This is a genomic window from Actinomyces ihuae (genome assembly GCF_001457875.1).
Classification (GTDB): domain Bacteria; phylum Actinomycetota; class Actinomycetes; order Actinomycetales; family Actinomycetaceae; genus Pauljensenia; species Pauljensenia radingae_A.
Genome location: NZ_CZPX01000005.1, coordinates 126,709 through 139,892, shown reverse-complemented (window position 1 = coordinate 139,892; position 13,184 = coordinate 126,709). Strand labels below are relative to the sequence as shown.

Below are 13,184 nucleotides of genomic sequence, written 5' to 3'. Positions count from 1 at the left end.
CCGCCCCGGCAAACACCCTAATCAGAGGTGCTGTCAGGCCAATCCAGCTGGGTCAGAATCTCCTTGTGAATCAGTCCGTTGGAGGCACACGCATTGTCACCCCACGGGCCGTCCTCGCCGGTCAACGACGTGAAAGAACCGCCAGCTTCAGTCACAATCGCACAGCACGCCGCCATATCCCACACGTTCAGTTCCGGTTCGCATGCTGCATCGACCGCACCTTCAGCGACCAGCATGTAGCTCCAGAAATCACCGTAGGCACGGGTGCGCCAAAATGATGACTGTAGCTGGAGGAATTGCCCTCCTCGATCATGGTGGAGCCATCCGTCCAGCGAGGAATACGACAGGGACGCATCCTCGATCGAATCCACCTTCGACACGGAGATTTTCTTCGCTCGCATCAACGAGGTGCCGGTCCACGCTCCCTGGTCAGCAGCAGCCCACCAGCGCCGCTTCAACGCGGGCGCAGAGGCAAGTCCCATCACGACCCGATCATCTTCAACCAGAGCGATCAGCGTTGCCCACACCGGCACACCGCGCACAAAATTCTTCGTCCCGTCAATCGGATCGATGATCCACCGGCGGGCAGAATGGCCCGACGAGCCTCGTTCCTCACCGACTACCGCGTCGCGCGAGCGCACGTGGGACAGCTGGGAGCGGATCAAATCCTCCGCCGCACGGTCAGCATCGGTTACGGGAGTGAGGTCGGGCTTGGACTCAACCTGAAGATCCTGCGCACCGAAACGATCCATCGTCAGCGCATCCACCTGGTCTGCGAGGACGTGCGCCAGGCGGAGGTCCTCAATGTAACGGCGAGTATCAGACATGCTTCTACAGTATCGGCATTTGGCGTGTAAAGTCCTATCTCACGGCGGCGCTTCGCTGAGCGCAGCGGGACACATTCCGTTTACAGTATGGACATGTCACAACCATTCCTCATGCTGACCTCACGTAGCGAAGAAGTCGTTGCACGCGATGAGCTGATTAACCTGCCGCGCCTGGCAGGCCTGTCATCCGATGAGATCGTCCATGTGCGAATGGAAGCTGACCCCTTCCCATCAGTCAACTTCGACGAGTATTCCGGAATCATTCTGTGCGGATCACCGTTTGACGTGGCCGCTCCTGAAGACCGGAAAAGTCAGGTACAGCACGATATTGAGCGTAATCTTTTCGCACTCTTTGACCGCCTCCTCGACGAGTCCTTCCCCTTTTTCGGAATCTGCTACGGCCTGGGTCTACTTGCTGTGCATCAGGGCGGACGCGTCGGACCTGAAGCTGCCGAGGAGATCTCCGCACCGCAGATGACACTCACGTCTGCCGCCGCAGGGGATCCGCTGTGCGAGGGAGTGCCCGACACGTTCCGCGCATTCGTCGGCCACCACGAGGCCGTGACCGCCATGCCTGACAGTGCTGTGCTCATTGCGCAGGGACCGTCTATCGCGCCAGTGCAGCTGATCAGGGTAGGGGAGTCGTGCTGGGCCAGCCAGTTCCACCCCGAACTTGATCACGCAGGTATTGACGTGCGAATCCGCGAATATGCGGACCGGGGTTATTATGCGCCGACTGAACGTGCCCGCATTGAGTCGGAAACCGCGTCGGCCGATGTGTCGGGCGCGCACTTATTCCTGCAAAACTTCGCTCGCCATTTCCGCCGGGGCTGAACTGCTTCTGGCTGCCAGGCTGATCTTCGCGGTCGGCTCAGCTCCCGCAGTCGGTCTGGCCCCTCAGGGGCGGCTAGCCCGAGTGCGCCGATCGGCGCGCGTCAGTGGTGAGCTCTTGCGCTAGCCGTGGACTCGAGAAGTCGGCGCGCCGAATCGACAATCCTGCGCCGCCTGTCCGATTCGTCACTGCTGACCGGTTGCGCGTTGAAAGGTTCCTGCCCACTGATCCATGCGTCCAGCGCGCATGAAGGCTCCGACTCCAGATGCGTGCACATCGGCAAGCACCACGAACACACATCCTTCAGCTCAGGGAACACCGCCAGTACATCGGATTCGTCAACGTGGGCCAGGCCGAAGGAACGGACCCCGGGCGTGTCAATCACCCACCCGCCTGACGGCAACATGAAAGCTTCCAACGACGTGGACGTGTGCCGCCCTCGTCCAGTCACGGCATTGACGTGACCCACACTGCGATGCGCATCGGGTACCAGCGCATTGATGAGCGTGGACTTACCCACTCCCGAATGGCCGACGAGCACCGACGTCCTGCCTTCCACGTGAGCGCGCAGTTCCTCCAAACCAGTCGTGACTTGCCCACAGCCGCCTTCATCGGTTCCTGAAGCTGTCGTCACGACAAAGGGGACACCAAAGCCGTCGTAGGTACGAATAATGTCGTCAGCAGGCGCCAGGTCAGACTTCGTCAGGACGACGAGGGATTCCATACCTGCCTCATGTGCGGCAACCAGACACCGGTCAATCATCCCGATCCGAGGCGGCGGACTGGCCAGCGCCGTAACGATCACCATCAGCTGCGCGTTTGCCACGATGATCTTCTCGCGCTGTTCAGGCACATCCTCACGCGAGCGCCGCAGCACCGATGAGCGCTCCTCAACAGCGACGATGCGCCCCAGAGTATCTTTCGCACCCGACAGGTCTCCCGTCAGCCGCACTCGGTCACCGACAACGACAGAGCCGCGACCCAGCTCGCGAGCCTGCACTGCAACAATGCGTACACCGCTATCGGCGGCAACAATGAAACGCCCGCGGTTAATCGCAATAACGCGACCCAGCGGGCGGGTCGACCAGTCCGGGCGCTTCTTGGTGCGCGGCCGGGATCCTCGACCAGGACGCACTCGCACCCGCGGATCATCAGTGCCGATATCGCGTCTGTTCACTGATCCCCACTTTCGGCCGATGCGACCGTCGCCTGCCACAGCGCGACAAAATCAGGCAGTGTCTTACCTGTCGTCCCAATATCGAAGACGCGCACGCCGTCCACCACCAGTCCGATGATTGCTCCGAACGTCGCCATGCGGTGATCGTGATACGTGTGCAGGTCCGCTGCGTGGAGCGCTCGCGGGCGAATCGTCAGCGCATCAGGGTGCTCTGTTACGTCACCGCCCAGTCGCTCGATCTCGGTGCGCAGAGCGCTCACACGATCCGTTTCATGCCCTCGCAGATGACTGATTCCCGATAGATGCGACTCGGTCGATGCGACAGCTGCCAGCGCCGCCACGGTCGGCGTCAGCTCACCGATGTCACTCATATCACGGTCAACGCCGAGCAACCGGCCACGCTCGGGGCCCTTCACGCAGAGGATCCCGTCGGCATCCACGTTGACCTGCCCACCCATCTGCTGAGCGATCTGACGAAACGCGTCACCGGGTTGCGTCGTGTGCACGGGCCAGTGCGGGATTCGCACCTGCCCACCGGTGACCAGAGCAGCAGCGATGAACGGCCCGGCGTTCGACAGGTCGGGCTCGATGGCAACGCGGCTCAGGATCGGTAGCTCCGGCTCAATAATCCACGAGGGAGCCTGTGCGTCGGTTGGTGTTGTGCTGCCACAGGTCGCACTGTCAGGGCCGTTCAGGCCACCCTCGTCTGTGCCGGAGCGAACGGTCACACCCCATTCCTGGAGGGTTCGCACGCTCATCTGAATGTGCGGCAGAGACACCACCCGGCCAGTGAGTCGAATCTGAACCGGCCTGTTCATACGGGTGGCGAGCAGGGGAGCGCTCAACAGCAGCGCTGAGGCAAATTGTGACGACTCGTGTGTATCAACGTCAATCGTCATCGGTGCATGGCGGTTGGTCACGCCATCACTGCCGCAAATATCAGCGGGAATCCCGTCGAGTTCGAAAGGCAGGAAACCTGGTTCGCCATGACAGGTGATACGAGCGCCGGCACTGGTCAGAGCGCTCAGGAGTGCATCCAGAGGGCGTACGCGTGCTCCCTCGTCGCCGTCAAAAAACGCGTGCATGCCGGCCGCGGCGCACAGGGCGGGCACGAAACGCATGACGGTTCCGGCAAGGCCGCAGTCAATGTGTGCGCGCGCCTCGCCCATCGTGTGCCGAGAGGGACGCACGCGCGCCGATCCTGTGGAATCCCAATCGACAGTGCAGCCCAATTGTTGGAGCGCATCGGCCATCAGGCGTGTGTCACGCGAATCCAAAGCTCCGTCGATCACACACTCATTCGTACTCTGAGCGGCCAGAATGAATGCACGATTGGTCAGCGATTTTGAACCGGGAACTGTGACGCTGGCATCGATTCGCTGGTGAGGTTCGATGAAAGGCGCGGACCAGAGGGGAAGCAAAGCCCCCGCCGTCATGCCTGATAGACCTCCGAAGCGTCATCCCATGCCTGACTTCGTGCCGCACGCAGCTCGGAGCGGTGATCGGCCCAGTTGCGCAGCTTCCACGTGGCGGATGGGCGTCCCTCACGGTCGGTCGAGGCGATGACCAGGCCGCCGAACAAAGCGAAATCCTTGATCAGGCCGTTCCTCCACGCAGCGCGCTGATCGGGGGTTCCCTCCGTCCACACGGGGTTGTTCACCAGAGCCAGAGGGATGGAGGTCAGAGCCAATACCGCTGCAGAGGTTCGTGTGGCCTTGCCCAGAGCCAGTGACACTCCGGCGACAGCGGTCACGCCGCCCAGTGCGCGTGTGGCAAGTTTGAGCTGGCCATCGCTCAGCGTCAGGCCGGTCTTGTCAAGCAGCGGACGTGCCGGTTCAATGCGCTCCACGTGTTCGTCAGGATTCCTGATTGCGCTCACCCCGGTTGCAATGAATGGGAGTGCGAGCAATGGTCGTGCGACTAGGCGAAGAATATTCATGATCCTATGGTCTGCCCTTCTGGATGATCTGGCGACTGTGAAGAAGCGATGGAACAAATTCAGTTCCCCGCTCGTTATGAAGTATATGAGGCAACAGAGCATCCGCGGGGCTTTTCAGGCAGGTGACACGCGATATCAGGTGGGCGTGACCGGCCTGACCGGCCTGGCCGGCCATTTGGCACTAATGTGGATGCTGATGGCACACACATTCACTCACACCCACAGCGCCGAGGATACCGCTGCTGAAACGGCTGCGGATCTGGATCCGTCGACGCGCGTGGATGGCGAATCTGACGGCGGGCAGGTCACCCTCGTCAATGAGTCTGTGGCCAATGGATCTGCGCTTAAAGAGTCTGCGCCGGCGGGGAAGAAGGAACGTTTCGAGGCTGAAGCACTCCCGCTGCTTGACCAGCTCTACGGCGCGGCACTGTCGATGACGCGCCACCGGGCTGATGCTGAGGACCTAGTGCAGGAAACATTTGAGAAAGCCTACGCAAAGTTCGACCAGTACAAGCCGGGCACGAATATCAAGGCCTGGCTGTACCGGATCCTGACCAACACGTATATCACGCACTACCGCAAGGCCAAGCGCTCCCCGAAACGCTCGGGCACGGAAACGGTGGAGGACTGGCAGCTGGTCGATGCCGCGTCTCATTCGGAAGAGGGGTTGCGCTCAGCTGAAGCCGAAGCACTTGACCGCATTCCGTCCGACCAGGTACGCGACGCGATGGAGGACTTGTCAGAGGACTACCGAGTGGTCGTGTGGCTGGCGGACGTCGAGCAGCTCAGTTACAAAGAAATCGCTCAGACGCTGGACATTCCAATCGGCACGGTAATGTCGCGTCTGCATCGCGGCAGGGCGGCATTGAGGAAATCTTTGGCAGGTCTTGCGCGCGAATACGGGATAGGAGACAACGCATGAGATCACTCATTCACATCACCTGTTCCCAACTGCGTGCACACGTCGGCGAGATCGTGGATGTCGAGATGCGCACGTGGTCGGATTGTCACGACGAGGGCGACGCTGCGCGCGCGATCCCGATCGAAGCGTTGGATGAGCGGGCGGCTGAGCTGTTGGTTGCTCATGTGCAGCGCTGTCAGACCTGTCAGCGAGCCATCCAACGTGAGCGCCAGTTCCGGCAGATGCTCAAGCGGGCCTACTTGGCGCGCACGGTGCGTGCGCCTGAATCGCTGCGGATGCGGATCTGCAGCGTGTATGAACAGGAGTAATTGGCAGGGCTTGTGGACCTGAGAGCCAGGGTCGACGGGCGTGAATGCCGGGGCAGTGGAGGAGAGTACCAAGGCCGGGGACGTGAGATTGGTTTCGATTAGCCTGAGATATTTGTGACTTGGGTCAGTCTATGGAAAACTGGGCAAGTTGATTCAACAATTTGAGGAGGCCGTGATGTCGAAGCGTGGTCGTAAGCGCCGTGCACGTCGCAAGAACGCTGCCAACCATGGCAAGCGTCCCAACTGCTAGTTGGTGTGCGAGCAAGCTAATCTGACGCACGTCACTGACCGGATCTCACGATCCTGAGGCCGTGCGAGTAAAGCCCAGCATCTCATGGTGCTGGGCTTTTTTATGTGCCTGGGGCGACAGGCGGTCGCGGGCGGGGAGCGCGTTGGAATGGGGTTAATACCGGGTTAATGCCCGAAATGTGGGTTAATGCGCGAATGTCTGTATGGCGTGAGCGGTACACGCCGGTTGTGGACTTGAAGGGCTGACATTCGGCTCCGCAAGCGCAGATCTAGCTCGAGTAGGTGCACATTCCCCTAGATCTAACTTGGGCAGGTGCACATTCCCCTAGATCTTCGCGTTTTTGTGCACGAACCCCTAGATTTAAAAACCCTGTCCTCGGGCCAGTTTCCAAAAGCGCTGGTCACAGCCTATGAGGCTGTCTGTGGGCATCTTCGCTGACGCTTGATCTAGGGGTATGTGCATTTTGCGAGTCAAATTTAGGGGTATGTGCAACGAGAGACCTTAAATCTAGGGGTATGTGCATCGAGAGATCCACATTGGGGTCGCTGGTCCTAGGCCATGAGAGCCGCTGTGATATGTGGCGCAGCGATCTCCAGATGAATTACGGTTAGCCGAAAACGAGGTATCGTATATCCGTGAGATCCTGCGAGGAGTTCTCACGCCGTGCCTCTGGGAAGCTGCCTGGGCTTATTCGAGGCCAGGCGTTTGAGGGGATTCCTCGCACCGAGGGATTGATAAAGAGAAAGAGAAAATGCACGTGAAACGTGAGAGTGGAGTGCGCACGACTGGACGCGACGATGCAGCACCGCGCACAGACGGTCGCCGACATTTAGTGACCCTTGCTAACGGGCCGTCTCTGCAGGAGATCAACGGAACTGTGGCGATCCCTGATAAGAATGCGAGCTTCCTGTGCCAACTCTTCGCTTTTTCGGGCCCGGGCGCCCTGGTCGCGGTAGGTTACATGGATCCGGGCAACTGGGTAACTTCCATCGGCGGCGGTCAGCAATACGGGTATCTGCTGCTCAACGTCATTCTGGTTTCCTCGCTGATCGCGATGCTGCTGCAGTACATGGCAGCCAAACTTGGCATCGTTGCCGGCATGGACCTGGCGCAGGCTACGCGCGCCCACACCTCGCGCACACTCGGGCTCGTCCTATGGGTCGTCACCGAGCTCGCCATCATGGCGACCGACCTGGCGGAAGTCATCGGCGCAGCTATCGCCTTGCACTTATTGTTTGGACTGCCGCTCATCGTCGGTGTCCTCATCACCGTCCTCGACGTGCTGCTGCTCTTGCTGCTGATGAGCGTCGGTTTCAGGAAGATTGAGGCCATCGTCGTCACGCTGATTCTGACGATCATGGCGGTTTTCCTGTACGAGGTCATCCTTGCGCAACCCAGCATCCCCGACATGGCGAAGGGTTTCTTGCCGTCACCCCAGACGCTGAGCCGCGGCGAACTCACCATGGCACTTGGCATTGTGGGCGCAACCGTCATGCCCCACAACCTGTATCTGCATTCATCCATCGTGCAGTCTCGTTCCTACAACCGACATGACGAGGGCGACCAGGCTCGCGCCGTACGTTTCGCTACGTGGGATTCGAACATCCAGCTGGGTGCAGCGTTCGTGATCAACTGCCTCCTGCTGCTTTTGGGTGCTGCGCTCTTCTTCGGTTCCAGCGAGGACCTGTCCACATTCGGCTCGCTCTACGATGCGCTCCAGAATCCCTCGCTGGCAGGTACAGTTGCCAGCCCGGTTCTGTCCACGCTCTTCGCTGTCGCACTGCTGGCCTCGGGCCAGAACTCAACGATTACCGGCACGCTGACGGGCCAGATCGTGATGGAGGGTTTCATCAGGCTGCGCATTCCGCTGTGGGCGCGCCGCGTCATCACCCGCGTCATCACTGTGATTCCTGTGTTGGTCTGCACGATTGCATTTAATGGTTCCGAGGTCGCCCTCGAAGAACTCCTGGTGGGATCGCAGGTATTCCTGTGCATCGCATTGCCGATTTCAATGGTGCCGCTGGTGTGGCTGACATCGTCGAAGAAAATCATGGGAGAGCGCTTCGTCAACGCGAAATGGGTCGCAATCCTGGGATGGGTGTCCACCATCGTGCTGACAATCCTCAACCTGAAACTGATCCTCGAAATCGTTGGAGGGTGGCTCTGATCAGCGCGGCAACCTCGCCGCGGCCGGCAGGGTGTTACGGCATCGGGTCAGCGTCCACCCACTCAAACCAGCCTTGGTGAAGAACCAGGTACGCCATCAGCGCGTATCCGGCTTGCGCCGGCAACGTGAGCTCATGGGGGGAGCGGGCAGTGGATGCGGCCATGTCAGCGATCCACTGGTCATGTGCGACCAGGGGCTCCAGGCACGTCACGTAGGTGATACCCCGGCGGTCACACACTTCCGCACATGCTCGGTCAAGAGCCGCCAGCTGCTGCTGCTGGGCGCCGGCCAGAGGCGGTGGGCCGACCACAAGCGTGGAGATGCCGCGCTCGCGCGCACGGTCGACAATATTGGCCAGATTCAGGCGTGACCGCGGTGTAGATAACCCACTGGGCACGTCGGCCGCACCAACGGCTACCACCATGTGCAATGTGTCGGATGAGGAAATCCGCGCGTTGACTTCACTTTCCCACCTGGCAGCGAGACCTGCGGTTGTTTCTCCAGGAACGGCGAGGGGCATGACGGCAGGGGCTGAGGCAAAACGGGTGCGTGCAATGACGCGTCCAACCCACCCTAAGGCTCGGGGGTCACCGATTCCGGCAACCAGGTCATCACCGATCACGCAGATGCGCTTCACTGGTTTCCTCCTTCATGCACCTTCCACTAGATTAGCCGCTCGCAGCGCCCATCACATGTAACGCAAGCTGGCAGGTCAGATTCTGGCGCGACAGGTGTTCAAAGGCATGTGGGAACGACGAAGAAGCTCCGCAGATCGAGGTTCACACACCAGCTGTGCACGGGCCTGTGAGGAGTGAGGAAGAAGTTCCGCAGATTCAGGCCCGCGCGCTAAATGCCCAGAGTCCTGCTTAGATGACGGGGCGGATGGTACAGAAGCGGAGCTCACATGCCAAGTGCCCCTCGAGCGCGAGAGGCGCAAATCGAGGAGCACGAGGCGTCTATGAAGCGAGCAGGTCAGTCCTCGCCAAAGAGTGTGGCGAGCAGTTCCGCGAGCTGGCGCTTGTGGGTGGAGGCTCGGCCTGCCGCGGGGGAAGCGGACGCAGGACGCGACACCACGGTGGGCTGCACGCCCAGTTCGGTGAACACGTTAAGCGCCATGAACGGCCACGCGCCCTGGTTGCGGGGCTCATCCTGCGCCCACATAACCTCAGCACCCGGGTAGCGATCCAGCTGCTCACGAATCTCATCGATCGGCTTGGGGTAGTACTGCTCGACGCGCACGATCGCAGTCGACCATGCTTCCTTCGCCTCACGTTCCTTGACCAGGTCGTAGTAGAGACGGCCTGAACACAACACCACGCGATTGACATCGGTGACGCGCTGGTCGACCTCGCCAATGACGGGCAGGAAGCGGCCGGACGTGAAATCGTCGATCGACGAGCTGGCTGCGGGCAGACGCAGCAGCTGCTTGGGCGTGAACGCGATGAGGGGTTTACGAGGGCGCCTGTAGGCCTGCGTGCGCAGCATGTGGAAATGCTGTGCCGGTGTCGACGGCTGACAGATCCACATGTTGTTTTCGGCGGCCAAAGTCAGATAACGCTCAATGCGCGCTGACGAGTGGTCGGGGCCTTGCCCTTCATAGCCGTGGGGGAGCAGAAGGACTACCGAGGAGCGTTGTCCCCACTTCTGCTCAGATGAGCTGACGAACTCATCGATCACTGACTGGGCGCCATTGGCGAAGTCACCGAACTGTGCTTCCCACACGACCAGCGCATCAGGACGCTGAACCGAGTAGCCGTATTCAAATCCCATGACGACGTACTCAGACAGGGGCGAATCGTAGATTTCGAAGATCGCCTGATCGTCGGTGAGGAAGTTGAGCGGAGTGAACTCGCGGCCATTGTTGTGGTCATGCAGAACCGCGTGACGCTGGACGAACGTTGCACGACGGGCGTCCTGTCCGGAAAAACGCACCGGAGTTCCTTCCATGACCAGCGAGCCCAAAGCGATCAGCTCACCAAAGCCCCAGTCGATCGGGCGCGTGCCCGTCGCCATTTCCTGACGCCGTTCACACAGCTTCAGCATCTTGGGATGGGGAACGAAGCCATCAGGGAAGGTGTTGAATGCTTCACCGATGCGTTCGATGGCGCCTACCGGAACGGGGGATTCCCAACCGATCATCATGCCCTGGCCAGGCAGCTGGGATTCAGGAACCTGCCAGCCTTCCTCACGGGTCTGCGTGAGGATCTTGTTCAACTCGTCTTCGTATTCCTTGATGGATGCTTCGACCTCTTCTTCGGTCAGCTGCTCGCGTCCGATCAGGTTACGCATGTAGACGGTGCGGGTTGATGGGATCTGACGGATCAGTTCATACATGACGGGTTGCGTCATCGACGGATCGTCGCCCTCGTTGTGGCCGCGTCGGCGGTAGCACACCAGATCCACGATCACGTCCTTATGGAAGCGCTCGCGATAGGCCATTGCCAGATGTCCCATGCGCACCACTGACTCGGGATCATCGCCGTTGACGTGCAGGATCGGCACCTGCAGGCCTTTGGCCAGGTCCGTCGGGTAACGGGTTGAGCGTCCCGATGTCGGGCCGGTTGTGAAACCGATCTGGTTGTTGACGATCAGGTGGATGGTGCCGCCGGTTCGATATCCCTTGAGCTGAGACAGGTTCAGTGTTTCCTGCACGACTCCCTGACCGATGAAGGCGGCATCGCCGTGGATCAGAATCGGCACAACCGAGAAATCATCGTCATGGAGCTGATCCTGCTTGGCGCGCACGATGCCTTCGAGGACGCCGTCAGCGGCCTCCAGGTGCGACGGGTTTGCAGCCAGATACACCTTGGTGGCCACACCGTCTTCACGGCTGAACACGCCTTCAGTGCCCAGGTGGTACTTCACGTCGCCGGAGCCTTCGTCCTGCGGGTTTTCGTTGCCTTCAAACTCAGAGAAGATCTGCCCGTAGGACTTGCCGGCAATGTTGGCCAGTACGTTCAACCTGCCGCGGTGAGCCATGCCGATAGCCACCTCAGGTAAACCGGCCTGTGCTGCATCCGACAGGATCGCATCAAGCAGTGGAATCAGCGATTCGCCGCCCTCCAGTGAGAATCGCTTCTGCCCGACGTACTTGGTCTGGAGGAACTCCTCGAAAGCCTCCGCGTGATTGAGAGTAGACAAAATGTGGCGCTGTTCCTCAGGCGAGGGCACGGAGTAGGGCTTCTCGATGCGCTCTTGGACCCATTTGCGCTGCTCAGGATCCTGAATGTGCATGTATTCAATGCCGATGGTGCGCGTATATGTATCGCGCAAACGATCGAGGATTTCCCTCAGCGTCATGTAGGATTCCCCGCCAAAACCGCCTGTGGGGAACTGACGATCCAGATCCCACACCGACAGGCCGTAGCTGGTGATATCCAGGTCAGGATGGCGCCGCACACGATAAGCCAGCGGGTCAGTGTCAGCAGCAAGGTGCCCGCGCGAGCGGTATGCGTGAATCAATTCCGCAATACGTGCAGGCTTGCCTTTTTCGCGCTCAATGTCGTATTCGCGATCAGGCTCCCAGTGATAAGGCGGGTGGGGAACATGATAGGTATCGAAGACGCGATCCCAGAATCCGTCCTTGCCGGACAGCTTGTTGTCCATCAACCGCAAGAACTCGCCGGATGCCGCACCCTGAATAATGCGATGGTCATAGGTGGAGGACAGGAACATCGTCTTGCCGATGCCGAGCTGAGCCAGACGGCGAGGGGACACGCCCGCGAATTCGGCGGGGTAGTTGGTCGCGCCGACACCGACGATGAATCCTTGACCTGTCATCAGGCGCGGGACAGATGTCGTCGTGCCGATCGTGCCGGGATTCGTCAGGGTCACGGTGCCGCCCTGGAAATCATCCGGGGTCAGTTCACCATCGCGAGCACGACGCACCGTGTCGTTATAGGCGGCAACGAACTCGAGAAATGTCAGTGTGTCCGCTTCCTGCAGGACCGGCACCATCAGCGAGCGCTTCCCGTTGGGTTGCGCCACGTCGATCGCCAGCCCGAAACCGACGTGCGCGAGACGCTCAATTTGCGGCCGGCCCTTCTTGTCGGTGGAGTAGCGCACGTTCATTGACGGCATCTCGCACATGGCTTCCACCAGCGCGTATCCGATCAGATGAGTGAACGAGACCTTGCCGCCGGTCGTGCGAGCCAAGTGGCGGTTGAGCAGTGAACGGTTTTCGATCAGCAGTTTTGCCGGTACCTGGCGGGCAGATGTGGCGGTCGGAATCGTCAGCGACTGGTCCATGTTTTTCGCCGTTGCCCGTGCAATGCCCTTCAACAGATCGGTACGATCTTCGGTCCGCGCATCCTCATTGAGCTCAGTGGCCGCGCGCGCCGCCGTCATGCGCGTGTAGGGCGAGGTGGCTTCACTGGTCTGCGCCAGTGGTGCGGGAGGAAGGTCGGATCGTGTGACCAGCATCGTGTTGGCTGGACGCTCTTCCTCCGACTCGTCGGCAACGTCACTTGCCGAAGTCCGGTCGGCTTCGTCGCCGTCCGGTTCGCTGGCTTGTATGTCCTCTTCAGCTGTGACGCGTACATCGGCTTCGTCAGCCTTTTCGAGGGCGTCGACAGCCTTGAAGTACTCGCGCCAGGCGTCGTCAACTGAACTGGGATCCTCGTCGTACTGGACCCTCATGTGGTCAATCCACCACTGCTGATCCTTTTCGGACTCATGAGTTGATTCGTGTTGATCGGAGGCGTCCACCGTGGTCACTCCTATCGTGGAAACGTGAGGTTTGCTCGCCTCCAGCATAGAGGGT

The 13,184-nt window shown here is 60.2% G+C and carries 11 protein-coding genes; 5 read left to right on the top strand and 6 right to left on the bottom strand.

What is annotated here, in order from left to right; all coding sequences use genetic code 11:
• Window positions 1-17: 17 nt before the first annotated feature.
• Window positions 18-827, bottom strand: coding sequence for an inositol monophosphatase family protein (locus BN3002_RS05370; RefSeq protein ID WP_058237012.1), 810 nt, complete (start codon window positions 825-827; stop codon window positions 18-20).
• A 93-nt stretch (window positions 828-920) separates the two neighbouring features.
• Between BN3002_RS05370 and BN3002_RS05365 the strand changes: the two genes are divergently transcribed.
• Complete coding sequence (locus tag BN3002_RS05365) at window positions 921-1,661, top strand: glutamine amidotransferase (protein WP_074026193.1); 741 nt, start codon at window positions 921-923, stop codon at window positions 1,659-1,661.
• A 101-nt stretch (window positions 1,662-1,762) separates the two neighbouring features.
• On the opposite strand, the gene rsgA is transcribed toward BN3002_RS05365, so the two are convergent.
• Genes rsgA through BN3002_RS05350 form a run of 3 tightly spaced genes read right to left on the bottom strand, consistent with a single transcriptional unit; the run spans window position 1,763 to window position 4,775 of the window.
• Window positions 1,763-2,836: a ribosome small subunit-dependent GTPase A gene (gene rsgA, locus BN3002_RS05360; protein WP_058237828.1), complete on the bottom strand. Its 1,074-nt coding sequence runs from the start codon at window positions 2,834-2,836 to the stop codon at window positions 1,763-1,765.
• Entirely contained in the window at window positions 2,833-4,272 is a 1,440-nt protein-coding gene (locus BN3002_RS05355) for a 3-phosphoshikimate 1-carboxyvinyltransferase (protein WP_058237010.1), read from the bottom strand. Before BN3002_RS05355 ends, rsgA begins: the two co-directional genes overlap by 4 nt.
• Window positions 4,269-4,775, bottom strand: a complete 507-nt coding sequence (locus tag BN3002_RS05350) for a DoxX family protein (RefSeq protein ID WP_070726395.1) — start codon at window positions 4,773-4,775, stop codon at window positions 4,269-4,271. Before BN3002_RS05350 ends, BN3002_RS05355 begins: the two co-directional genes overlap by 4 nt.
• Window positions 4,776-4,968: 193 nt before the next feature.
• Between BN3002_RS05350 and BN3002_RS05345 the strand changes: the two genes are divergently transcribed.
• The 4 genes from BN3002_RS05345 to BN3002_RS05335 all read left to right on the top strand — a co-directional run bounded on the left by BN3002_RS05345 (window position 4,969) and on the right by BN3002_RS05335 (window position 8,422).
• A complete protein-coding gene (locus BN3002_RS05345) occupies window positions 4,969-5,697 on the top strand; it encodes a sigma-70 family RNA polymerase sigma factor (RefSeq protein ID WP_371935781.1) in 729 nt (242 codons plus the stop codon).
• The gene (locus tag BN3002_RS05340) at window positions 5,694-6,005 is read left to right on the top strand and encodes a hypothetical protein (RefSeq protein ID WP_058237008.1); all 312 of its coding nucleotides are present in this window, start codon (window positions 5,694-5,696) and stop codon (window positions 6,003-6,005) included. Before BN3002_RS05345 ends, BN3002_RS05340 begins: the two co-directional genes overlap by 4 nt.
• A gap of 175 nt (window positions 6,006-6,180) precedes the next feature.
• Entirely contained in the window at window positions 6,181-6,255 is a 75-nt protein-coding gene (locus tag BN3002_RS11475; RefSeq protein ID WP_371935780.1) for a 50S ribosomal protein bL37, read from the top strand.
• A gap of 757 nt (window positions 6,256-7,012) precedes the next feature.
• On the top strand, window positions 7,013-8,422 hold the full coding sequence (locus BN3002_RS05335) for an Nramp family divalent metal transporter (RefSeq protein ID WP_227469278.1): 1,410 nt from the start codon (window positions 7,013-7,015) through the stop codon (window positions 8,420-8,422).
• A gap of 34 nt (window positions 8,423-8,456) precedes the next feature.
• Here BN3002_RS05335 and BN3002_RS05330 read toward each other — a convergent pair whose 3' ends face one another.
• The gene (locus tag BN3002_RS05330; protein WP_058237007.1) at window positions 8,457-9,059 is read right to left on the bottom strand and encodes a GDSL-type esterase/lipase family protein; all 603 of its coding nucleotides are present in this window, start codon (window positions 9,057-9,059) and stop codon (window positions 8,457-8,459) included.
• 335 nt (window positions 9,060-9,394) lie between these two features.
• On the bottom strand, window positions 9,395-13,177 hold the full coding sequence (locus tag BN3002_RS05325; protein WP_082628548.1) for a multifunctional oxoglutarate decarboxylase/oxoglutarate dehydrogenase thiamine pyrophosphate-binding subunit/dihydrolipoyllysine-residue succinyltransferase subunit: 3,783 nt from the start codon (window positions 13,175-13,177) through the stop codon (window positions 9,395-9,397).
• Window positions 13,178-13,184 lie beyond the last annotated feature (7 nt).

Bases quoted from the DNA above. Each gene is read 5' to 3' on its own strand.
- BN3002_RS05355 (WP_058237010.1), bottom strand. From the start codon at position 4,272: ATGACGGCGGGGGCTTTGCTTCCCCTCTGGTCCGCGCCTTTCATCGAA.
- BN3002_RS05350 (WP_070726395.1), bottom strand. From the start codon at position 4,775: ATGAATATTCTTCGCCTAGTCGCACGACCATTGCTCGCACTCCCATTC.
- BN3002_RS05340 (WP_058237008.1), top strand. From the start codon at position 5,694: ATGAGATCACTCATTCACATCACCTGTTCCCAACTGCGTGCACACGTC.
- BN3002_RS05370 (WP_058237012.1), bottom strand. From the start codon at position 827: ATGTCTGATACTCGCCGTTACATTGAGGACCTCCGCCTGGCGCACGTC.
- BN3002_RS05365 (WP_074026193.1), top strand. From the start codon at position 921: ATGTCACAACCATTCCTCATGCTGACCTCACGTAGCGAAGAAGTCGTT.
- BN3002_RS05325 (WP_082628548.1), bottom strand. From the start codon at position 13,177: ATGCTGGAGGCGAGCAAACCTCACGTTTCCACGATAGGAGTGACCACG.